20 protein-coding genes and 1 pseudogene are annotated in these 22,229 nt (G+C 46.9%); 13 read left to right on the top strand and 8 right to left on the bottom strand.

Translation table 11 applies throughout. The features are described from left to right. Positions 1-327: 327 nt before the first annotated feature. Together ACE1CM_RS14350 and ACE1CM_RS14345 are read left to right on the top strand one after the other, a co-directional pair. Positions 328-636, top strand: a complete 309-nt coding sequence (locus ACE1CM_RS14350) for a hypothetical protein (protein WP_374878197.1) — start codon at positions 328-330, stop codon at positions 634-636. A 150-nt stretch (positions 637-786) separates the two neighbouring features. Continuing rightward, a complete protein-coding gene (locus tag ACE1CM_RS14345) occupies positions 787-1,122 on the top strand; it encodes an alpha/beta hydrolase fold domain-containing protein (RefSeq protein WP_374878196.1) in 336 nt (111 codons plus the stop codon). A 124-nt stretch (positions 1,123-1,246) separates the two neighbouring features. Here ACE1CM_RS14345 and ACE1CM_RS14340 read toward each other — a convergent pair whose 3' ends face one another. Together ACE1CM_RS14340 and ACE1CM_RS14335 are read right to left on the bottom strand one after the other, a co-directional pair. Continuing rightward, entirely contained in the window at positions 1,247-2,089 is an 843-nt protein-coding gene (locus ACE1CM_RS14340) for a sensor histidine kinase (RefSeq protein ID WP_374878195.1), read from the bottom strand. Next, on the bottom strand, positions 2,076-2,252 hold the full coding sequence (locus ACE1CM_RS14335) for a PAS domain S-box protein (protein ID WP_374878194.1): 177 nt from the start codon (positions 2,250-2,252) through the stop codon (positions 2,076-2,078). Before ACE1CM_RS14335 ends, ACE1CM_RS14340 begins: the two co-directional genes overlap by 14 nt. Positions 2,253-2,342: 90 nt before the next feature. Between ACE1CM_RS14335 and ACE1CM_RS14330 the strand changes: the two genes are divergently transcribed. Further along, positions 2,343-2,672 carry a hypothetical protein gene (locus ACE1CM_RS14330; protein ID WP_374878193.1) on the top strand — a complete coding sequence of 110 codons (330 nt, stop codon included), beginning with the start codon at positions 2,343-2,345 and terminating at the stop codon, positions 2,670-2,672. Positions 2,673-3,289: 617 nt separating this feature from the next. Continuing rightward, positions 3,290-4,378: an adenylate/guanylate cyclase domain-containing protein gene (locus ACE1CM_RS14325; RefSeq protein WP_374878192.1), complete on the top strand. Its 1,089-nt coding sequence runs from the start codon at positions 3,290-3,292 to the stop codon at positions 4,376-4,378. A gap of 109 nt (positions 4,379-4,487) precedes the next feature. On the opposite strand, the gene ACE1CM_RS14320 is transcribed toward ACE1CM_RS14325, so the two are convergent. Beyond that, positions 4,488-4,718, bottom strand: coding sequence for a hypothetical protein (locus tag ACE1CM_RS14320; protein WP_374878191.1), 231 nt, complete (start codon positions 4,716-4,718; stop codon positions 4,488-4,490). 216 nt (positions 4,719-4,934) lie between these two features. Between ACE1CM_RS14320 and ACE1CM_RS14315 the strand changes: the two are divergent. The 4 genes and pseudogenes from ACE1CM_RS14315 to ACE1CM_RS14300 all read left to right on the top strand — a co-directional run. Continuing rightward, positions 4,935-7,499: pseudogene (locus ACE1CM_RS14315) on the top strand (choice-of-anchor Q domain-containing protein); the annotation flags it as partial. A gap of 621 nt (positions 7,500-8,120) precedes the next feature. Beyond that, positions 8,121-8,351 carry a hypothetical protein gene (locus ACE1CM_RS14310; protein WP_374878190.1) on the top strand — a complete coding sequence of 77 codons (231 nt, stop codon included), beginning with the start codon at positions 8,121-8,123 and terminating at the stop codon, positions 8,349-8,351. Positions 8,352-8,431: 80 nt separating this feature from the next. Beyond that, positions 8,432-8,959 (top strand): OsmC family protein, encoded by a 528-nt coding sequence (locus ACE1CM_RS14305; RefSeq protein ID WP_374878189.1) that lies wholly within the window; start codon positions 8,432-8,434, stop codon positions 8,957-8,959. Between the two features lie 11 nt (positions 8,960-8,970). Continuing rightward, on the top strand, positions 8,971-9,417 hold the full coding sequence (locus tag ACE1CM_RS14300) for an ester cyclase (RefSeq protein ID WP_374878188.1): 447 nt from the start codon (positions 8,971-8,973) through the stop codon (positions 9,415-9,417). Between the two features lie 25 nt (positions 9,418-9,442). Here the strand turns inward: ACE1CM_RS14300 and ACE1CM_RS14295 are convergent, their stop codons facing one another. Further along, positions 9,443-9,655, bottom strand: a complete 213-nt coding sequence (locus tag ACE1CM_RS14295; protein ID WP_374878187.1) for a hypothetical protein — start codon at positions 9,653-9,655, stop codon at positions 9,443-9,445. 383 nt (positions 9,656-10,038) lie between these two features. Between ACE1CM_RS14295 and ACE1CM_RS14290 the strand changes: the two genes are divergently transcribed. The 5 genes from ACE1CM_RS14290 (at position 10,039) to ACE1CM_RS14270 (ending at position 17,184) form a co-directional block, all read left to right on the top strand. Continuing rightward, positions 10,039-12,090 carry a hypothetical protein gene (locus tag ACE1CM_RS14290; RefSeq protein WP_374878186.1) on the top strand — a complete coding sequence of 684 codons (2,052 nt, stop codon included), beginning with the start codon at positions 10,039-10,041 and terminating at the stop codon, positions 12,088-12,090. A 350-nt stretch (positions 12,091-12,440) separates the two neighbouring features. Then, entirely contained in the window at positions 12,441-12,656 is a 216-nt protein-coding gene (locus ACE1CM_RS14285; protein WP_374878185.1) for a DUF433 domain-containing protein, read from the top strand. A gap of 206 nt (positions 12,657-12,862) precedes the next feature. Next, complete coding sequence (locus ACE1CM_RS14280) at positions 12,863-13,039, top strand: hypothetical protein (protein ID WP_374878184.1); 177 nt, start codon at positions 12,863-12,865, stop codon at positions 13,037-13,039. 43 nt (positions 13,040-13,082) lie between these two features. After that, complete coding sequence (locus ACE1CM_RS14275) at positions 13,083-16,664, top strand: AAA-like domain-containing protein (protein ID WP_374878183.1); 3,582 nt, start codon at positions 13,083-13,085, stop codon at positions 16,662-16,664. A gap of 34 nt (positions 16,665-16,698) precedes the next feature. Continuing rightward, positions 16,699-17,184 carry a GNAT family N-acetyltransferase gene (locus tag ACE1CM_RS14270; RefSeq protein WP_374878182.1) on the top strand — a complete coding sequence of 162 codons (486 nt, stop codon included), beginning with the start codon at positions 16,699-16,701 and terminating at the stop codon, positions 17,182-17,184. A gap of 579 nt (positions 17,185-17,763) precedes the next feature. On the opposite strand, the gene ACE1CM_RS14265 is transcribed toward ACE1CM_RS14270, so the two are convergent. From ACE1CM_RS14265 to ACE1CM_RS14250, 4 genes are all read right to left on the bottom strand, one after another. Further along, the gene (locus ACE1CM_RS14265; protein ID WP_374878206.1) at positions 17,764-18,612 is read right to left on the bottom strand and encodes a hypothetical protein; all 849 of its coding nucleotides are present in this window, start codon (positions 18,610-18,612) and stop codon (positions 17,764-17,766) included. 136 nt (positions 18,613-18,748) lie between these two features. Next, positions 18,749-19,402, bottom strand: coding sequence for a hypothetical protein (locus ACE1CM_RS14260; protein WP_374878181.1), 654 nt, complete (start codon positions 19,400-19,402; stop codon positions 18,749-18,751). 19 nt (positions 19,403-19,421) lie between these two features. Then, positions 19,422-20,300, bottom strand: a complete 879-nt coding sequence (locus ACE1CM_RS14255; RefSeq protein ID WP_374878180.1) for a hypothetical protein — start codon at positions 20,298-20,300, stop codon at positions 19,422-19,424. Between the two features lie 516 nt (positions 20,301-20,816). Next, a complete protein-coding gene (locus ACE1CM_RS14250; RefSeq protein ID WP_374878179.1) occupies positions 20,817-21,821 on the bottom strand; it encodes an NAD(P)-dependent alcohol dehydrogenase in 1,005 nt (334 codons plus the stop codon). Between the last annotated feature and the right edge of the window lie 408 nt (positions 21,822-22,229).

The following is a 22,229-nucleotide window of genomic DNA, read 5'->3' as shown; positions in this document are numbered from 1 at the left end:
TTGCGCTTAAAGATTATGCAACTAACCGAAAAGTTATTTACGCAAATGCGAACGCCCGTACAGCTGAGTCATAGCGAGTGCCCTTGCTGATTCGTAGCTACATAGAAAAGTCTAGCCAGATAGTTTTCTTAGGGACGGACGAAAAGCTAGATTAATGGTTCTAAGGAATCTCCCGGTTTGAGCGTAGCGGCATCGGGAGAAGTTTCAATCTCTGCCCAAATCTGTCTCTGGTGCTGTTGAACCTATTGTTTAAAAAAAATAATATCAGATGAACAAAATTTATGATAATAGTATATTTTTTGTTAATAATTAAACAGGATATGCTAAATGATGAAACAATGGATTCGACCCGCTATGGTTATGCTAGTTGGGTTGTTACTGTTCGGTCTCTCGATGCCGGGAGTAGCCCTAAGTGCAGAAACTGACCTGCCAATTCCTATACCCCAAAATGGTTATCAGCCAATTAATTGCGCTCGAGAAAATGTGGAATTACCAATTCCTCCACGGGAAAGCCAATATCAAATTGAATTCCCAACCAGTAACAAAATGCCAAGTGCTTGCGATCCACTGCAACCTCGCATAGTCGAGCTGGATGATGCTACTGTCTACGGCGATATGACCTACACGACACTGTAAGGCTTTCGACCCCTACGCCTCGATCTCTACAAAGGCCGAGATATTGACAGTACTATAGCTCCACCATACCCCTTGGTTGTTTTCGTCCACGGTGGCGCATGGACGAATGGAAATACGCGACGCGCTGGTCAATGATTCGATTTTCCGAGTGTGTTGGCTGCTCTGGCTAAATCTGGCTACGTTGTCGCCTCCCTGGAATATGGCTTGAGCGGCGAAAACCCGTTCCCAGCCGCAATTAAGGATGTGAATGAGGCAATCCGCTTCCTGCGTGCTAACGCTGATAAATTTGGTATCGATCCGAATAGAGTTGCGCTCTGGGGGGCATCTGCTGGCGCTAACTTGGCATCACTTGCTAGCGTTTCCTGCGATATTGGGTTGTTCAAGCCGGAAGATCCGAATGGGATCAAGAATGTCGATGATTGCGTCGAGGGCTTTGTCGGTTGGTATATGGTCTGCCATAGCCCCCCTAAAGGACAAAATTTCTGATCTGTGAATCTGAAGTTGCCCCCCAAGGGTAACTTCAGCGATCTACAACCTTGGCTATATCGTTTCATCCTGAACTGGTAGGGTGAATAAAAGGTGCTTTTCCTACTCCCAACACACTCTCTGCCTAAATCTGTCCTTGGTGCTGTTGCACAATGCTCTGGCAAATGGCTTGTCCTAACCCCGTTCCTCCCTTGCGTCGAGAAGCCTGCACATTCACCTGCCCAAATCGACCAAAAAAAATAGTTTCGAGTTTATCGGCAGGAATCCCAGGTCCTCGATCCTGAATCGAGAAGAGAATATAGGGTAGTGGCGTATGGGGTAATGGGGCGATCCTCTGCCTGACATCCTGACTCGCTTCGACCATCTTTGCCCTTACCGACACTGTACTGCCAGCAGGCGAAAATTTGATGGCATTGCTCAACAGGTTTGTTAATGTTTGCACGATCGCATCCGGTGCAGCCAGTACCCAGACGGGAAACGGCGTCCAATCCAGATAGATATGGTCTGCATCGGCGAGAGGCTGATCGGCTTCAACTGCCTGCTGGATCAGATCCGTCACCTCACATGATTCCATCACCAGCTCGGTTTTTCGAGATTCTAACCGCTCCAGATCGAGGATGTCATTGACCAATCGTACCAGTAGATCGCTATGATTAAGGGCGATTTGAATTAGATGGTTAAACCGTTCGGAATTGTTGCTATAAAGTGCCGATTCCAAGATGCCGAGATCGCCGTGAATGGCAGTCAGCGGGGTTCGTAGTTCATGACTAACAATCGAGATAAATTCATCTTTCATCTGAGGGATGGCATAGCGATCGCTAATGTCTTGAATTTGGGCTATGAAGTAGATAGGTTCTTCCCGGCGATCTCGGACAAGCGATACATTCAGCAGCATCCAAACCGCATGACCACGTTGATGGAAATACCGCTTCTGCACTTGGTAGGTGTGAATTTCACCGGACAGCACTTTTTTTTTGTACTTGCTCTAAATCAATTACCAGATCGTCGGGATGGGTAATTTCAAGAAAGGTTTTGGTCAGCAATTCTTCTTGACTGTAGCCAAGGATCTCACAAAGCGATCGATTGACGCGAATGAATTGACCCTCAGGCGCTACTAAGCTAATCGTCATTTAAATTGCATCACCGCGTCTCCCTGTCTGGTGCGTCCGGTGCGTCTTTGGGGCAATCTGCATTATGCAACTTGAAGGCACATCAGCTTAATGCCATGCCGATTGGGGCATCTTTTTGAAGAAACCGGGTTGCTTGTGGGTTTCTGGTGCCGCTTCGAGAAGGGCAATTGCAATGCGATCGCAAATATTCGCGATCGCACAAGCTCAGAACTCAAACTGCCAAGCTCAGAACTCAAACTGCCAAGCTCAGAACTCAAACTGCCAAGCTCAGAACTCAAACTGCCAAGCTCAGAACTCAAACTGCCAAGCTCAGAACTCAAACTGCCAAGCTCAGAACTAGAACTGCCAAGCTCAGAACTAGAACTGCCAAGCTCAGAACTAGAACGTTCGAGCTACGAGCAACAATATTGCACCTCATAAGTAGGTAGGCGCGATCAAACGAAAGATGGGCATTGCGTACCAAAAGGCTAAAAGGCTCAGGACTGACGCAAAGCCTCAAAATGTAGGGTGCGTTATCAGCGGTGTACGGCACCGCTACCGCTATATATGGAGTTGCTGCGTAAGTCCTGAGGCTACAACAAGTGAGCCAGCGATAGTTACAGGCGCCCACCCTACAAATATGTTCAGGACTTAGTTTTAGCGAGGCAGAGCCTCTAGAATTTCGTTCCCAGGTGGAACCTGGGAACGAGTGACCTGGAAGGTGACGCGGTAAAGTTAGGCTGCTTCGCAATACGAATCACTATAGGGATACAGATCGTCATGGGATTTGTTGACTGTAATAAAACACCGATGCTTTAGTAACTCTAATCGCTCGTGTAACTCAAGACCATCGTCTTCTTGGCTATTGCTTTGAGCTAAGTGTAAATTATTCTCACCATCAACATTATTCTCAGCTTAAACTCATTAACTTTTCTGTATTGACGGATGGATTGTTAAGTTATATAACAAGAAGAGTTACAACCGCGAGGCAATCGAGGGGTGCGCTACTATCACAAACGCTCGCTTTACATTCCACCCTATAGGAAATCACCCCAGCCATGTTGAACTTTTACCAACCCAATCGCCGCGCTATTCAAAAAGCTGTAGCAGCTTTAGCCGCTTACGGGATTGAACCATCGAGACAACAACGACTGGCAAACTTTTTACAAGAACAAGACAGCCGATGGCTCTATCATGCAAATCCCCGCGCGATCGCACAACGGTTAAACTTAACAGAAGCAGCAACTTTGCAACTTTTAGTAATGGCGCTTAAAGAAGGCATTGTTACCTTAAATTGGGAAATTCAATGTCCTAAATGCAACGGAATTGACTTTAGTCCCAAACATTTGAGCGATCTGGGAACTCAGCATTCTTGTCCGGCTTGTCGCCACGTGCATTTCACCGATGCGGACTCGCAAGTGCGAGTGACGTTCAGCATTGATGAAAGGTTGCGAAAATTACCAAAAAATGCTGATGATTTAGCCTTTCGATCCCAAATCGATCCTAGTTTTGGGGTTGTTTCCGGACATCGTTTATTAACAGTACAAACCTTTCGCGACTTGTTTCCCCGGGAAACAATTCCTCCGAATGAAAGTTTGTTGATTCGGCGAGTTGCGATTCTATTTACCGATTTGGCTGGTTCAACTGCACTTTATAGTCGCAATGGAGATGCGTTTGCTTATAGTTTAGTGCGCCAGCATTTTAATGTTTTATTTGAAATCGTAGCTCGGCACAATGGGGCTGTCGTGAAAACCATTGGCGACGCAATTATGGCAGCATTTACCATTGCGGCAGATGCGTTTGAAGCTGGGATCGCGATGCAAAAGCAAATGCAAGTTTTGAATCAGCAATTGCATCTTTTAGAACCCAATCAACTGATTCTCAAAGTCGGCATTGATGCGGGGCCTTGCATTAGCGTTACGCTGAACGAACGCCCCGATTACTTTGGGATGACGGTGAATACCGCCGCCAGAGTGCAAGGACTGAGCAAAGGTAATGATATTGTTGTGACCGATTCTGTGCTGACAGATCTCAAAGAGCAAGACAATTCCTGGGAGCAAAATGAAGTGCAGTTGAAAGGACTAGAAGCTCCGATTAGGGTTCATACTCTTCGATTGTTTCCGGAAAAATTTAGCGCGATCGCATAGGTAACCATTTTTTACCTTGCTCAAACTCTAAACTTATGGCGATCGCCTTATTCTTTCGGAACTTGTTGCTGCTTTAAATCAGCCCAAATATCGTCCAGACTCAAAGCATCTAACCACTGATAGCGATCCCTGGTGTAATCGCCTCCGCCTGTATCGAATTGCGATACATCCATTCTACTTGTGCTTTTTCTTCGTCAGAGAGTGCCATGCCTGTTGACCCAGAATTGGAGATCGCATTATCAACAATCCCGGTTTTGGTTCCGGCGATCTGCGATCGCAGCGGATTGCAGCCGTATGAGGTACACCTTCGAGTGCGGTGTGCGGCTTCCCCATCCTCCACTTAAGTCCACCAAGCAGCAAAAGTTAAGTTCCCTCGCGCCGCAAACTCCTTAACTTTTCTGTATCGACGACTCCTATGGCAAATCTTACAACTGAATTACAGCGATATCTTAAAACTTTCGGGGTTTGATTAAACACAGCGTTGGGCAACCAGCGACCAATTTTTATTAGTGCATCTACACATAAGTCATTAATTGAATTACAGGAAAAAATTGCAATGGTAACTGTAAATTTCGATGCAATCGACAATTTTAGGACACCAGTCTTCAAACAGTCTGGCTTAACCATTACGGGTTCTGCTGACGTGACAAACGATCGCGTTGGTTTGAGCGGAGTGGGCGTATTTGGAGGATGGCGAAATGACTTGATCGACGGCAGTGAGATTGCCTCCTTTTCTTTTGAGCGCGGCGCGGCTACGAACGTATCTTATGAAGTAGGATTGTCGGCAGAGACGGGCAGTAGCGTTAACGGCATTCCCGCAGAGGCAACCATCACCGCTCAGGGGGTTAGGGGTAATTTTCTAGGAATCCACAGAATTAGCGGTCGTGAAGTCAATGTTTCAGCTTTATTCAACAACGAACCTATTTCTGCTTTCCATATTCGTGGGAATGGAGATGTTTCTGGTTTCAATGTGCGATCGCTTACCTTTACTCCCGGTTTTAGCAACATCACAGTCGATCTTCTCGATGATGAAAACGATGGCGATTTCATTCCCGGCGATATATCGCTGCGAGAGGCGATTTTCGCCGCAGCTGATGGGGGAACTGTGAATTTTGACCCCAGTCTTACAGGCGGCGCGATTCCCGAAGGGATCGCTTCGCGAATCGCACTAACTCTAGGAGAAATAGCAATCGACAAAAACCTCACGATTAATGGTTTAGGCGCAAACAACCTCACCATCAGCGGCAGCAAGGAATCGAAAATATTTCGGATTGGCGGCAATACGCAAGTTAACATCAACGGGTTGACTCTTACCGATGGATTTAGTCAAGAAGATGGCGGCGCGATCGATAACCGGGGTATCCTCAATCTCAGCAACAGCACAATTCGCGACAGCATCGCCTCTGATGACGGCGGCGGCATTAACAATTTGGGGACATTGCGCCTCAATAACAGCACCCTCAGCAACAATATCGCCTCTGATGATGGCGGCGGGATTGGCAATTTCGGCGGTAGGGTGGAAGTAAATAACAGTACCTTTAGCAACAATGCTGCTGAAAGCGACGGCGGCGGTATTTTTAACTTTAACGGTACGGTACAACTGGTTAGTAGTACCCTCACCAACAACGCGGTAGATAAAGGAAATGGCGGAGGTATTCGCAACTTCCAAGGCACAACGTCAGTTAACAATACGATTATTGCCGGTAACTTTGATAGCGGAGAAGAAAGTCCCGATGTGGATGGACGCTTTACGAGTAATGGTTTTAATTTAATTGGAATTGTTAATGGCAGCACGGGATTTAGCAATGGCGTGAATCGGGATATCGTCGGTACTAGCACCACTCCCATCGATCCGCGCTTGACTCCCCTGCAAAATAACGGTGGTTCTACTTTCACTCATGCCTTGCTTCCTGGCAGTCGGGCGATCGATAATGGCAATTCCAATACCACCGGAATCGACCAACGCGGTGCCTCTCGCCCCCAAGGTTTTGCTGTGGATATTGGGGCAGTGGAAGCTGAATTTCAATTGCGCGATCGCTTGACGGTAGACACGCTAATTGATGAATTTGATGGCGATTTAGCCCCTGGAGATGTGTCTCTGCGCGAGGCAATTTTTGCTACTGCGGCGGGAGGAACCATTGACTTTGACTCTAGCTTAACGGGGGGAACAATTCGTCTGAAACTCGGCGAATTGGCGCTCGCCAGAAACCTAAATATTCAAGGATTGGGCGCAAATAATCTGACGATTAGCGGTAACAATACTTCCCACATTTTCAACGTCGATGATGGCAATAGCAATACTGCGATCAATTTGATTGTCGATGGAATTACCCTAACCGAAGGTGCGACAAATGACAACGGCGGCGCAATTTATAACCGCGAAAATCTGACTCTTCTCAACAGCATTATTACCACCAACACCGCAAATTTCGGAGGTGGCATCTTCAATCTGGGTACTGCCACAGTCCGCAACAGCACAATCGATAGCAACACTGCCAACAGTCACGGTGGTGGGATTTTAAACCGAGGAAATTTGAATGTCGATCGCAGCACGATCTTTGGCAATTTAGCCTTAGTTGAAGGAGGTGGTATTAACAACGATGGCGGCACGCTAACCGTAACTAATAGCACCATCAACAGCAATCTTGGTCAAACCTACAGCGGTGCAATTGACAACGATCGCGGCACTGCAACTATCATCAACAGTACCATCAGCGACAACTTTGCCAACAACTTTGGCGGTATCGCTGCCTACCTTGCTAACACCACCGTTATTAACAGCACAATTACAGCGAATGTAGGCAATGGCGACGGCAACGGTTTGTTCAACGGCACGCACAGCACCACCACCGTTACCAACAGCATCGTAGCAGGCAACTGGAATAATAATGATGTGGGAGCGATCGCTTCCTTCACCAGCGGAGGAAATAACCTGATTGGCAATGGCGACGGTGTCAGTGGATTCACCAACGGATTGAATGGCGACATCGTTGGTACAGCAGCGAATCCCATCGATCCTTTAATCGGTACTTTGCAAGATAACGGCGGTGCAACCTTCACCCACGCCTTGCTTGCGGGCAGTCTTGCAATTGATGCTGGCAATAACAGCAATGCCCCAACAACCGATCAGCGCGGCATTACCCGTCCTCAAGATGCTGTTGATATCGGTGCATTTGAACTCGTGGGGAATGCAATTACCTCATTCGATCCAGTGGTGAATGGGGGTAGCGCCCAGTCGGGTATAAGCCATGTGCCTTTTGGCACCCTGCGCGATGACTTGTTACCGATACCCAATCGAACCACTAAGTTTATATCAGATAATCTGGGTGCGAATTTGCTGGTTGGTAATACAACAGAGTTGTTGTTTGCGTGAGTGGGATCGATCATCATAAAGAACATGAGTAAATTTTGACGCTAACTCAAAGCTTTTAGATGTTCCCTACCCCGCTCCCGCTGCGGTTGAAAATGGCTGCATTTGTGGGTCTACCCCGCTGAGAATAATACAACAGAGTTGTTGTTTGCGTAAGTGCGAGCGATATTGGTAGGGAACATCAGTAAATTTTGACGCTAACTCAAAGCTTTTAGATGTTCCCTACCCCGCGAGCGCTCCAGCTGAAAATGGCTGCATTTGTGCGGCAAAAAAAGCGGAATATGAGTCCCTTAGAAATGCGAAATAGAGAGGAAATATCATCAAGTTAAACTTGGCATTGGTCAATCTAGAAACTAAAATGGAGATACATAAATGGTTGAATATTGCAGCGTTGCCTATGCTTGGGTAGGCAGAGGATGGACTCAGGAAATTGAGTGGATCCGTATACAGGGTGAGGAAGTTTTCGAGTGGAGGGGGAAATATTGGACAGATTTTTTGAATCACATGGCACAACAGCAATGGGAGCTTGTTACAGTAGCTCCATTAGGAGGTGGAAAGGCTAGCGTTTATGGGGTTGTCGCCTATTTTAAGCGCCCTATCTAAGCCGTTAAAGTTAGCTCAACCGTCCACATTTGATTGAATGTCTTAAACTAAAATTAAAGTAGTGTACCGAGAAACTGGCAATGTCTGAGCATATTGCAATCGTTCAATGGCAGCGTAACCAAGCCAAGTTCACAGATAACAAATACAGTCGCGAACATATTTGGCAATTTGACGGAGGAGCCGAGATTGCTGCTTCTTCCTCGCCAGATATTGTGACCGTGCCCTATTCTAATTCTGCCTGTATTGACCCGGAAGAAGCTTTTATTGCTTCTCTATCAAGCTGTCACATGCTTTGGTTTCTTTCTATTGCAGCCAAAAGGAAATTTATCGTTGATAGCTATAGCGACCGCGCGATTGGTTTAATGGAAAAAAATGAAGAGGGAAAGCTAGCGATCGCCAAAATTTATCTGCGTCCACAGGCAATATTTTCTGGGGATAACTTACCCACAGACAAGCAAATTGAGGAAATGCACGAGTCAGCACATCATAGCTGTTTCCTGGCAAATTCGGTAAAAACAGAGATTATTGTGGAAGCGATATGCCTCGCTGACGCTGCGGGAACGCAGCATCATAATTTACCAATTATTCGTCAGAATTCAAACCAGTAACAGTAACGCATATGATTCATAGCAACGACAAAGAAAAGGCCGAGCTTCATAAGAATATTGTTCGAGAGTTCGTTGATGCGATCAACGAACAAAACTGGGACAAACTCGATCGATTGGTTGCGCCCAACTTCGTGCGATATAGCAAAGCTGCTGGTGAACCTGGAATCTGCAATCGAGATGAACTTAAAGCATTTCTCCGCAGAGAACTAGAAACATTTCCTGATGCAAAAGAAAGTATCGAAGACATGCTTGCCGAAGCAGATAAAGTAGCAGTACGGCAACGATTCCAGGGAACGCAACAAGGTTGGATGGGATCGTATCCGCCGAGTGGGAAAAAACTGACAGCAGATTACCTTGCTATCTATCGGTTACAGGACAATCAAATCGTGGAAGCGTGGGCAGTGTGGGACAATTTGAACGGATTAAAGCAACTTGGTCACTTTAATCCACCCACATAACAACCTCTGATAATCAACCTATAACTCATACATCGGCGTTGTTTGTCGTTGCAGTACCATCATGCCCCAAGACTGATTCCCGCAAGTTCTGCCAGTAATCTGGTGTCACTTCCAGCGCGTCAGAATTGATGCCTTCGAGCAACAGTGCCTCCAACTTTGCTTGCGCCTTGCGTCGTTGGTCTTGCTGCACCAAATCCAAAAAATACTCACCGATGCTACGGTAAGCTCCTGCCCTCACCTGCGACTCAACATAAACGCGAACTTCATCTGGCAGAACAATGTTGATGTCGATAAAGTTACAAGCATAGCTGTATACCGACTTAAGCGATCGCGTTTTCAGAAGGACTCTCTTTTTGGCAGACGAAAGGAAAGTTAAGTTCCGAGATGACCAAATTCCTTAACTTTTCTGTATCGACTGTGCCAGGCTGAACTTGTATAACAAGATTAACGATTGGGAAGTTTGCCACCCCAGTAGCAAGCGATTCCCATCGCACCAGGTTTTTCCAACCCTATAACCCATATTCTTCTGGAACCGTGCAGCGGGCTGCAACTGCCGTTCCAGGGAATGTTTCACGTGCAATTTCAACCCACAAACATACAAGCGAACTAGGAGAAACTCAAATGGCAACTTTTACAGTGACTCGATACGACGATGTTGTTGACCCCAATGATAATCAATTAAGTTTGCGGGAAGCTGTTAATTGGGCGATCGCTTCCTCCGGAGATGACACGATTAATTTGAACCAGATTGCACAACTTAATCAGCCAATCGTCATCAACTCCAATCCGGGAAGAATTACCTTTCAAGGCAATGGTACTAACAGCAGCGGCTTCAGTGGACAAGATCGCACCCAAATTGTTTTTGTCAACCAGGCAACCGTTAGCTTCTCCAACTTAGGGTTTTACAACTCTTATATCTACGGTGGGGATGGACAAAAGGGCGGCGGCGGCGGTTTAGGGGCTGGCGGTGCCCTATTTATCAATCGCGGCGATGTAACGGCAGATCGAGTCACCTTCGTTGCTAACCGGGCAGTAGGCGGCAAGGGTGGCGGCAGGCTTCGAGACGGGGGAGATGGTGGTGCTGCTCTTAATAGTGGCACGCCTGGTTTTGCTGGGGGTGCTGGAGGCAGATCTCTGTTTGGCAGCGCTGCTAGTACTGCTGGCATCAGAGGCGCAGCCGGGATCTACAACAACTCAAGTGCGATCGCCAATGGGGGTAACGGTGGCAATGGGGGCAATGGCAATTTTGGTGTGGGCGGTGCCAGCGGCGGTGGCGGCGGCGGCGGTGAAGGGGGTGCGGGTCCTATATTTGCCCCTGGCAATGGGGGTAACGGCGGCAATGGCGGGGCGGGTGGCTTCGGTGCAGGTGGCGGCGGTGGTGGGGGCAGTGGCAGTGGTGGTGGTAACACGCTAGGTGGTGCTGGAAGTTTTAATGGTCGAGGCGGTCAAGGCGGTGCGGGAGGTGCCTTTGCAGCTGGTGGTAGCAATGGTGGTGGTTTGGGTGACTATTCACCCCCAACAGGTGACGGTGCTGCTCCTTTTATAGGAGCAAATGGTGGTGCAGGCGGCGGCGGCGCTGGTTTGGGTGGTGCTGTATTTGTGAGGGAAGGCGGACGCTTTACCGTGACAAACAGCAGCTTTATCGGTAATTCTGCCACTGGTGGATTAGGAGGTAACCCTTCCAACCGTGGACTAGGCTGGGGTGGTGCTATCTTCGTCCAATCTGGCGGCACTTTGACTCATAACAACGTAACGTTCACCAACAATTCTGCACAAGATGGAGATCCCAATAGTAATGTCTATCCAGTCAAAGTTAACCGGGGCGATGGCACGATCGTAGTTGAAGGCTTTACCGGCGTAGGGCGGGGCAGCAATCCGTCTGAGGAGATACTGTCTACCTTTGATGAACTGGTCTTCAAAGGAGCCGATTTAATTGCTAAAAATCTGTTGCTCACTCAAATTGGTGCAGATTTAGAAGTCAGTTTTGAAGGGGTTGACGATACGAAAGTCATCCTAAAAGATTTTGCTTTGGAGAATCTGGATAATTTACCGATTCCCGGTGGTCAGCACGGACAAGTTGGCAATATTGTGTTTGGGGATAACCCCCAGCTGCAAGACAATATCGATGTCTTCGATGCAGATTCTACCCAGAGTCAAATCTGGAATCGCAACACAGTTACTTTCCTCAATGACCTGGACAATGATGTGCGCGGTTTTGCCAACTCCGACGATGTAATTAACGGTCAAGGCGGCAATGACATCATTCGGGCATTAAGTGGCAATGATATTGTACGGGGTGGTGATGGCGACGATCATCTCTATGCCGGAGTTGGTGCCGATATCCTGATGGGAAATGCTGGGGATGACACGCTGTATCTGGGAGGCGATCGCAATGTAGATACCGTTATCTACCGCAGCGGTGATGGAAGCGATCGCATTGATAAATTTCATCGACCTAGCGGCGATCTACTCCAGTTTGAAGGCATTGCGGCGATCGATGTAGTAGTTAATGGCAATAGCACTTCCTTCCGCCTGGGCGATGGACTCGAAGGCAATAGCGGATTTGGCACTGGTCAACTGCTTGCCGAATTGCGCGGTGTAACTGGATTTACTAGAGACAACATTGGTCTAAATTTAGCTGCTGCTAATACTGCTCAATTCTTGTTTGCATAGTCGTAGGGGTACGGCATCCGAAAAGCTTTGAGGTTTCAAGGCAAAACTTACTAATGCCGTGCCCCTACCCCGTGGTTGAGCTAACTGAAAATGTCAAGATTTTTTGTGTGCGATCGCATCCACAATCAGGAGCGATCGCTCCTAATTGTAGTGAGTAATTACAATTTATTATGGCAAAGGTGTATCAAAATTATCGGGAAATGTAAACTCTCCTGCACACAAACCAAATGGTCGTAGCGGCTTACCGCTGAGCGTAATAGACTTCTCCAATAACTCAGCGACACAACGATTTGTTATGTCGCGCCAACACGCACTCTTTTTTCCATATTTCGAGTTCACCTTTTCTAGCTTTGATTCTTAAGTTTACGTTTTCGGTTCATATATTGGGAGTAAATCCTGTTTTTGTTGGCACTCGCGTACCAATTAAAACCTTTCTTGATTATCTTGAAGCTGGTGATTCTCTTGATGTTTTACTCGAGCATTTTCCTAGTGCGATCCGCGCCCAAGCGATGGCAGCCTTAGAATTAGCAAAGGACATGCTGATTGCATATGCGAATCCTGCTTGATGAATGCGTTCCCAGACCTCTGAAACGCGAAATCGGCGATTATGAGAGCGGCACAGTTGTTAAGATAACTGTCTAACAACTCCGTCGCCGGGGAAATTTATGAAAAGTTAAGTTCCACTCCCCCCCAAACTCCTTAACTTTTCTGTATCGACAGATCGATTGCCAAATTATATAAAAAGAACATTCGCAACTGCGAGGCAATCGAGATGAACAACAAGTCAGGGTCTAATCTCAATAGTACTTTAGTTACAGCCGCCGTCTTAAGTACGCTCGTTAACATATCTTTAATTATTATCTGGCAAGCATCGCTCTCACCTCATCCCACCGAGAGTCGTTCTTTTTCGCTAGCGGATTTTGCGGCAATTTTTCGGATGCCTTTGTAAATTAGCGATATAATTTACTATCACCCGCAGCAGGCTTTCCCCTATGCAAAAACTGATTTCATCTTACGAATATCAAGTGGGTGGTCGTCTCCCCGTCGATGCACCCAGCTATGTGGTACGGCAAGCGGATGAAGAACTTTACAATGCTTTAAAAGCGGGTGAGTTTTGTTATGTCCTCAATTGTCGTCAGATGGGAAAATCTAGTCTGCGGGTGCAAGTGGCGAAGCGATTGCAAGCAGATGGAATTGCTTGCACTACTGTTGATTTGTCGGGGATTGGTAACCGCAATACAACTCCGGATCAGTGGTATGCGGATATTATTATGCGACTGGTGCGGAGTTTCCGCTTATCTGGTCAAATTAATGTGCGTCAGTGGTTAGCAGAACGACAAGATTTATCTCCCGTTGGTCGATTGGGTGAATTGTTAGAAGCAGTATTGCCAGAGTTAATCGAGCAACGAATTGCAATTTTTTTCGATGAAATTGATAGCACTATCAGTTTACCGTTTAATACCGATGATTTTTTCTCCCTACTTCGATCTTGTCACGAACAGAAATATCTGACTTTTGCTTTATTGGGAGTAGCAACGCCTTCGGATTTGATTGCAGATAAAACCAGAACGCCTTTTAATATTGGTCGGGCGATTCAATTGAATGGATTTCAGTTGCAGGAAGTTGAACCATTAGAAAGAGGATTGGTCGATAAGGTAGATAATCCCGAAGCAGTACTAAAAGAAGTTTTATCTTGGACTGGGGGACAACCATTTCTGACTCAAAAGCTATGTCAGTTGATAGCTGAAAGTAAAGATGGGGGGACGGGAAATGTTTCCCAATTCCCAATTCCCAACACCGAATTTCCTTACCTCAACAAGTTGGTACGCGAGGTGCTGACCCAGCATGGGGAAGTTGCGGAACAGGTCGCTGGTATTGCGCGATCGCACATTATCGAAAACTGGGCTGCACAAGACGAACCGCCTCATCTGCGGACGATACGCGATCGCCTCCTCAACAACGAACAACGCGCCAGCCGATTGCTAGGATTATACCAGCAAATCTTACAAAATAATGGCGTGACAGCGGATGATTCCCCGGAAAAAATCGAATTACTTTTATCAGGATTAGTCGTCAAACAACAGGGTAGCTTGCGAGTTTATAACCGCATCTATCAGGAAGTGTTTACCCAAGAATGGGTAGAAAATCAATTAAAGAAGTTGCGACCCTATGCCGATTTACTCAACGCCTGGGTCGCTTCTGATTATCAAGATGAAACCTGCCTCTTGCGGGGAAAAGCGCTTAAAGATGCACAAAATTGGGCAAAAGGCAAGAGTTTAAGCAACCAAGATTATCGATTTTTAGCTGCTAGCGAAGCCCTGGATAAACGCGAAGTGCAAAGTGCTTTAGAAGTCTCCGAACGGGCAAATCAAATCCTAGCAGAAGCCGAACAGAAAGCCAGACAAACCATTCGACGCGGACTAATATTAATCTCGATGCTTTCTTTAGGCGCAGTTACCCTTTTGGGATTGTCGGCGGTGCTAGCTTGGCAAACCGCGCAACAAAAACAACAAGTTGCCTTTGGTGAAGTGAAAGCGCTGACCCTCTCATCAGAAGCGGCTTTTGAATCCCATCAAACTTTGGATGCTTTGCTCGAAAGTCTAAAAGCGGGTATCAAATTAAACCAAATTGGTTGGAATAATGCGGATACAGACCTAAAAGTGCGAGTAGAAAAGACACTCAGACAGTCGCTCTATTGGGTGCGAGAACGAAACCGTTTGGTCGGTCACGGGGATGTAATCACGCGGGTAAAATTCAGTGCCGACGGTCAATTTTTGGCAAGCGCTAGTTGGGACAAAACCGTCAAAATTTGGCAGCGAGATGGACAACTTTTGCACACTTTACGGGGACATACCGATGCAGTTTGGAGCGTTAATTTTAGTCCTGATGGCAAGATGCTTGCCAGTTCAAGTCGAGATAAAACAGTTAAAATTTGGCGCGTCGAAGATGGTCGAGAATTAGTGACTTTTCGTGGTCATAAAGATTGGGTTGCTTGCGTGGGTTGGAGTCTTGACGGCAAGACGATTGCCTCGATGGAATGGAACGGAAAGATGAAGATTTGGAACTTGGCGGGTGAGGAATTGCAGTCTTTTGATACCCATAATGAACCAGTTCTTGCTATTAGTTTTAATCCCGACGGAAAAAGCATTGCAACCGCCAGTCGCGACGGGACGGCTAAACTTTGGAGTTTGGATGGCAGGAAATTGCGAACGTTTCGCGGACATAGCAATTGGGTAATGTATGTTAATTTCAGTCTTGATGGCAAAACAATTGCCACTGCCAGTCGAGATAAAACCGCGAAAGTTTGGAATTTAGAAGGAGAAGAATTACTAACCTTGCCAGGTCATGAAGATACAGTTACCAGTGTAGTATTCAGTCGCGACGGACAAACTCTTGCGACTGCAAGTTTAGATAAAACAGTCAGAATTTGGAACCGCAAAGGCGAACAACAACAAATTTTGCGGGGACATACCGATGCAGTTTGGGGTGTAAATTTCGCTCGCGACGGACAAACTCTTGCGAGTAGTGGTGAAGATGAAACGGTGAGACTTTGGAACTTGGAAGGGTCAGATTTGGGTTACAAAGCTGTCACTTGGAGCGATACTGAAGGAGAGGAAGCGATTTGGGGTGTGGTTTTCAGTCCCGATGGTCAAATTCTCGGTACAACTGGTCGATATATGACTTCCAAACTTTGGAATCGCCAAGGACAGGAACAGGTGGCGCTGCGAGGTCATCAAGATACCGTCAGAAGTCTTCAATTTAGTCCAGATGGACGCTTAGTTGCGACTGCGAGTCGAGATAAGACGGTCAAACTTTGGAATTTGGCAGGTAAAGAACTGGCAACTTTTAAAGGACATGAAGCGGATGTGAGAAGCGTTAGTTTTAGTCTTGACGGTCAAACAATTGCTAGCGCGAGTTGGGATACAACTGCTAAATTGTGGAGTCTTTCTGGCAAAGAACTATTAACATTGCGCGGACATCAAGCGGGACTTTGGAGCATTCGTTTCAGTCCCGATGGTAAAATTATCGCCACTGGGAGCGAAGATGGCACCGCTAAACTTTGGAATCGGCAAGGTGAAGAATTAGCAACCTTGCGAGGACATGAAGCGGGAATACAAGCGGTAGCTTGGAGTCCTGATGGTCAGATAATTGCCACTGCTAGTAAAGATAAAACAGTCAAACTTTGGAACCTTCAGGGAGAAGAATTGATTGCACTTCGCGGTCATCAAGGTGAAGTGAATGCGGTGATTTTTAGTCCTGATGGCAAAGTTATTGCGACGGCAAGTGAAGACATGACTGTTAAATTATGGAACCTTGAGGGAGAAGTATTGCAAACTCTTGGCGGTCAAGGTTCTGGAGTTAAAAGCGTCAGTTTCAGTCCCGATGGTCGAATTCTTGCTTCGTCAGATTCTATTGGTAAAGTGATTCTGTGGAATTTGAATTTAGATTTAGGTTCAGAGGCATTATTAGCACGGAGTTGCGATTGGGTGAGAGATTATTTGAGGAATAGTGCGAGTGTAAAAGAGGATGAGCAACATTTGTGCGCTCAGATGGGAATGGTGAAAATACCATAGAGTACAAAAAGGACTCTTTACTCAGTCTGTTCATATGGAAATACGGATTGAACCTTACAACGCCGATCAACTTGATGCAGTCATTCGTCTTTCGCTGCGAGCATGGACTCCGGTGTTTGATTCGATTCAGAAGGCGATGGACGCTGACGTGTACCGAGCATTCTATCCCGATAATTGGCGCGTGAGCCAGCAAAAGGCTGTCGAGGGTGTCTGTGCTGCGGACGACACAAATGTGTGGGTGGCGATCGCCGCTGATTCAACGGTCGGCTTTGTAGCTGTGAAACTACACTCGGAAAGCAGCATGGGTGAAATCTACATGGTCGCCGTCGATCCAGACTTTCAAGGTCAAGGCATTGGCTCTGCTCTGATAGAATTCGCGCTTGATTGGATGAAAGATGCTGGCATGTCTGTGGCGATGGTCGAGACCGGAGGCGATCCCGGTCATGCCCCAGCACGTCGCACCTATGAAAAGCGAGGCTTCCGCCTGTTCCCGGTTGCCAGATACTTCAAGAAGCTCTAGATCCGCAGAGATTGAAAAAGATCCAGATCTAAAATTCCAGATTCTGCAATCTTTCCATAACAGGACTTACCCAAGGGCGTTGCCAGAAACAAAGGTGAAGAGTTGATCTCTGGTTTCCAAACCAACGATTTTTCGGATCGCCCTTAGTTTCTTTGCGTAAGTCCCGAATAAATATTTTAAAAATCGCGAGAATTCAAGGCAGATTAATCTGTTAAGTAGGTGCAGGTAAATAAAGTGAAAATAGTTATCTAAGCATAGGACCCGCTCCAATGCCCACCCCACAAGAATTTCAGCTCTCTTGTGGGGTGGGCGTCGGTGCCTGCGGTGCGTTCAGTTTATTTATATTCACCTACTTAACTCAAGTTGCTAGTTATACAACCCTAGTTTTGTATTAGGTACCTTCTTCCTCCTCCCCCTCTATTTAAGTTGCTATAAGAGCGAAGACAGCGCAACAACCTACCCACAATGCAAGTAACTAGCAACTTGCGTTACTTAGCAAATCTATTGGCAAATCAATTAGCGTTCATAGAAAGAAACCCGGTTTTTTGCAAAAACCGGGTTTCTGACCTGCAAAGCAGATTACTCTTTGACGCAATCGATCGTGTAGCGCTTGCCGGAAGCACTTTCCTCAATCCGCAGACCGTGGATTTCATTCTCGAAACCGGGGAACTGTCGGTCAAATTCCCGTGTAAACCTGAGATACTCGATAATCGATCGGCTTTCAGGGATGAAGCGTTCTGCAGGCATGATGACAGGGATGCCTGGAGGAGTAGGAGCGACCATGCTGGCAGCGATCCGACCGATTGCCTCCTCAATGTCTACCCGCTCAACATCACCTTGTACCAAGGCTTTGTAGGCATCGGCTGGACGCATCGCCGGTTCAGGCAGCGTGAGATACATATCATGAATCGCTTGCAATATATTGTTGGCACGGTAGGACTCATGAATTGCATTGCAGAGGTCTCGCAGACCCATTTGGCGTCCGGCATAGCGTGGCGCAACGCTCAAGAGCGCGATATCAAGGGGCGCGTTGTTATCGTAGAGACGCTTGAACTCGATCAGTTCCGTCAGCAATGTACTCCACTTGCCCTTAGTGATGCCAATGGAGAATAGCACTAGCATGGAGTATATTCCGGTTTTCTCTACAGTGAGTCCATTCTCCCAGAGGAACTTGGAGACAACTGCCGCTGGGATACCAACCTCTCCTTCCCCTGCGCCTACTCCAGGACAAATCAGAGTTACCTTAATTGGATCGAGAATTGCCTGACCAGAAGTAAGATTGGCGAAACCATGCCAGTTATCTTCTGCTTTTAACTGCCAATCCTCTGATTTAACCATAGCGCTGTCGAGAGGAACTTCCTCAGGCTGCCAGGTAGAAAACCACCAATCGCCAGGAGTTAAGTACAGCCTTTTGGCGCCAGAATGCAATAGCGGCAGCAAAAATGGCAGCCGCTATTGCATTCTTTCGGTTTACCTCATGCGCCTGCAATCCGCTATAACGGCGTTGCTGTACCCGTTAGTTATGCAAACCTCTGTAAGTGGGGGCAGCCCAAAAGGGCGGTGTTTAGTTCAAATTCCCCAACACAATCTTTGAGTCGTTGGAGGAAGCTGTACTAACCATCGCTGAATATTCCCCGTTATAGTTGGTAAATCCAGACGCTGCTCTCCGAATATTAGATAGACGAATTTGCCAATCGGAAACCTCTTCGTAGCTAAGGTGATTAGTCTTGGAAGTGGTTGTCCATACCCCCCAAAGACAGGTGTCTTCAAACTGTAGCATTCCTGTCTTGCGTAAGTTATAAGCTTGCGGAGTTCCGGGCAAGGGAATAATGCTGTAGCAGGAAGTTTGAAATTCCAATTGAGGGTTAATCTCTACCAGTTCATCCACCAGTTCTGTAATCGCTTCCTCAAGACGTAACAAATCCTCATGGTCATCATCGGGTAGTCCGATAATGATGCCGTAAGCAATGACAGGTACACCAGTTCTGACTACAGATTTCATCAACGTACAATGCTCTTGCCAGGGCAACAGTTTCTTGTATGCTTCTCGTCCAAAAACGGGACGTTCAGCAGGGATATAAGCCAAAGGACAACCGACTTTGCCATCCCAGCCAAAAAGTGCTTCAATCAATTCTTCGTCAGGTCTGAGATCGCTGCTTTCGTAGTTACGCCCAGCTCCCAGAGTGGTTTTCCTCAGTTCTAAACCATTCGGCCACATGAGAGTTATTCCCATCTCCCTAGCACCATTGGTAATGTCGAGAATCTCTTGTCGTCCCTCTGGAAAGAGTCCACGGGCGAGGAATTGATCGGAACCGATATTGATTGAACGTGCCCCCGCTTCTTTCTGGATAGCCAACCATTTGAGGGATGTTTCTGGGGACATTCTCCGAAAGCCAGTACCGTAGGTGGGTGTCATAAAAATCGCAAGTGCGATCGCAACCAATGTCCGCTACCAAGGAACCGACTGGCACAAATCCCTGGACATTGGGAAGTGTCCCTAAACACTCCCTCGCCACTTCCACAGAAGGTAGCGCCCACTCATCTGGACTTTTTGCTTTAGCCTTCTTGGCATATTGTTTTCCATCTGCGAGAATGACACCCGTGAGTTCTTCTCGTGGGGTTTTTCCGAGTACATAATCAAAAATAGCCCAATTGGCTGCCCCGGATTTATCCTGAACAACTGCTGCTGCGCCCGCCTTCAAGTAGTGGTGCGGTTCAGCGAAAGCATCCGATCCACCAACAACAACAGGACGACCCCCCTTAGCCAGATGCTCAATCACCATACAAGTGACTTGACGATCTTGGGAGAAATTAACTGTAACTCCCCAAGCATCATAGGCGTGGGGATCGAGAGCGGAAATTTTGCCCCCGACATATGTTTTCCGCAGCGTCATCCCTTTCCAGACAACCTCCCCAAATTCCTCACTATAATTGTCATCTCTGAGGTTGACCAATCGGGCATCAAATCCGCCTGCTTGCAAGTCAGGGATTAAAACTTGCTTGCTGATTAAGGAACGATGTCTGTATAGAGAAGTCCAATTTTTGCCTTCTGCATCGTATAGTCCCGTTGCTGGAGGTTCAACCAGTCCAATTGTGGGATGTTTGTTATCTGCCATACTCGTTTATGCTGTGGAATTTGGTATCAAACAAGGGGATTTTCGATGGCTCGATCGCGCAACTCCTTTGGCGGTAGGAGAAGTCCGTGAGCCAATCTTTCATGACATCTCGGTATTTTACGGTAAAAATTTCCGAAAAATCTGAGATTAACAAAATTTACAATTTTCTTAATGTCCTGGCAATGCCGTTGGGCATGACCTGCCAAAGCATGAAACAATGGATTCGACTCGCTATGGTTGTGCTAGTTGGGTTGTTAGTGTTCTCTCTCTCGATGCCGGGAGTAGCCCTAAGCCCAGAGATTGAACAGCCCGTTTGCTTTCTCATTTAAGTAATTCGCGCATTTATTTTGGTGTTTTCCGTAAGCGAAACGGCAGTTTGCTTTCTCAGTTTACCTATTTGCTTGCTGATTTAAGTAATTCCCGCAATCATCATAACTATCCCTATGTAGCAACAGTGATGCAAAATTTGCCTAGATTCGTTCAGGTTAATCGATACAAGCCCTAATTGTTAAAGCACTAAAGTTGAATGACAATTTTCCCGAAGTGACTGCCACTTTTCATGTAGCGGTAAGCTTCTGGTGCTTCAGTCAAAGGGAACACCCGATCGATGACAGGTTGGATTTGATGCAATGCGACCGCGCGATTCATCGCTTCAAACATTTCGCGACTCCCAACATAAATACCTTGAACGTCAATGCTTTTCTGCAAAATATGCACATAATTTACATCTCCCGCACCGCCCAAAACACCAATCAAACTAACCCGTCCGCCGACACGCGCCGATCGCAGCGAGCGATCTAAAGTTCCAGCACCACCCACTTCAATCACCTGATCCACGCCTTCTTTATCGGTTAATTTCCAAACTTGCTCCTGCCATTCGGGATAGGTTTTATAATTAATCGTTTCCTGCGCCCCCATTGCCTTTGCTCGTTCCAACTTTTCATCGCTACTGGAGGTAATAATAATTTTAGCTCCCAAGGTTTTGGCAAATTGCAGGGCAAAGATAGAAACACCACCCGTTCCCAACAGCAAAACCGTTTCACCTGCGGCTAATTGCCCCCTTGTGACGAGTGCCTGCCACGCCGTTACCGCAGCACAGGGTAAAGCTGCGCCTTCTTCATAAGACAAATGTTCGGGTAGGAGAACGACACCTTCTTGGTTGAGAACGACATATTCCGCCAACATACCATCGATCGCGCCGCCCAGTGCCGATTTGATTTTTGCGCGAGTGAGTCTGCCTGCAATCCAATCTTGGAAAAAGATACCCGCCACACGATCGCCCACTTTGACTCGCGTTACTCCTTCCCCGATCGCTACAACCTCACCTGCACCATCGGATAAAGGAATTATGGGTAGTATTTGTCCGGGATACCTGCCACTGACAACAGCCGTATCGCGATAATTCAACGAAGTCGCACGTACCCGAATTAAGATTTGTCCAACACCGGGTTTGGGTTCGGGCAAATCGACGAGTTTGAGTCCATCAATTCCATCAGTAGTTTGAATTTGATAGGCTTTCATTACGATTGATTCCTCAACAATCTACTTGCTAATTACTTGCTAAAAATTTGAGATAGCGCGGCAAAATCTAGATTCCTAAAAAACTCTAAATAATTAGGATTGTCCAACCCAACCTCGAGCATCGGCAGGTATCGCACCTTCTCGAATATATTCAGTTTGGTAAGCACTTGGCCCTTCTATCCATCCCTTGGCAACTAGAGCAACTCTTCAGTGTACAAATTTCCAGCAAAATTTCAGCGCAGCGCGCCATCAAATTTTACCTCAATTGTAGACAGCAAGAGCCTTTGAGCCGTTGTCATCGACCGCCTGTGGCGCGTACGCATAGTAAAACTTGCACTCGTGCCACTTCCACCTGTAGCCGTCAGGGTCGAGTTTCGAGTCCGCCGAAGCGAACCCTTCTGCCAATTT

It is taken from the genome of Microseira sp. BLCC-F43 (genome assembly GCF_041929235.1).
GTDB lineage: Bacteria > Cyanobacteriota > Cyanobacteriia > Cyanobacteriales > Aerosakkonemataceae > Microseira.
Note: the sequence above shows the minus strand (reverse complement) of the source record. Positions and strands in the feature narration are given on the sequence as shown.

Coding starts and splice junctions, on each gene's coding strand:
- ACE1CM_RS14350 (WP_374878197.1), top strand. CDS start 328: ATGATGAAACAATGGATTCGACCCGCTATGGTTATGCTAGTTGGGTTG.
- ACE1CM_RS14335 (WP_374878194.1), bottom strand. CDS start 2,252: ATGACGATTAGCTTAGTAGCGCCTGAGGGTCAATTCATTCGCGTCAAT.
- ACE1CM_RS14330 (WP_374878193.1), top strand. CDS start 2,343: ATGCCATGCCGATTGGGGCATCTTTTTGAAGAAACCGGGTTGCTTGTG.
- ACE1CM_RS14325 (WP_374878192.1), top strand. CDS start 3,290: ATGTTGAACTTTTACCAACCCAATCGCCGCGCTATTCAAAAAGCTGTA.
- ACE1CM_RS14310 (WP_374878190.1), top strand. CDS start 8,121: ATGGTTGAATATTGCAGCGTTGCCTATGCTTGGGTAGGCAGAGGATGG.
- ACE1CM_RS14305 (WP_374878189.1), top strand. CDS start 8,432: ATGTCTGAGCATATTGCAATCGTTCAATGGCAGCGTAACCAAGCCAAG.
- ACE1CM_RS14300 (WP_374878188.1), top strand. CDS start 8,971: ATGATTCATAGCAACGACAAAGAAAAGGCCGAGCTTCATAAGAATATT.
- ACE1CM_RS14290 (WP_374878186.1), top strand. CDS start 10,039: ATGGCAACTTTTACAGTGACTCGATACGACGATGTTGTTGACCCCAAT.
- ACE1CM_RS14280 (WP_374878184.1), top strand. CDS start 12,863: ATGAACAACAAGTCAGGGTCTAATCTCAATAGTACTTTAGTTACAGCC.
- ACE1CM_RS14275 (WP_374878183.1), top strand. CDS start 13,083: ATGCAAAAACTGATTTCATCTTACGAATATCAAGTGGGTGGTCGTCTC.
- ACE1CM_RS14270 (WP_374878182.1), top strand. CDS start 16,699: ATGGAAATACGGATTGAACCTTACAACGCCGATCAACTTGATGCAGTC.
- ACE1CM_RS14260 (WP_374878181.1), bottom strand. CDS start 19,402: ATGTGGCCGAATGGTTTAGAACTGAGGAAAACCACTCTGGGAGCTGGG.
- ACE1CM_RS14255 (WP_374878180.1), bottom strand. CDS start 20,300: ATGGCAGATAACAAACATCCCACAATTGGACTGGTTGAACCTCCAGCA.
- ACE1CM_RS14250 (WP_374878179.1), bottom strand. CDS start 21,821: ATGAAAGCCTATCAAATTCAAACTACTGATGGAATTGATGGACTCAAA.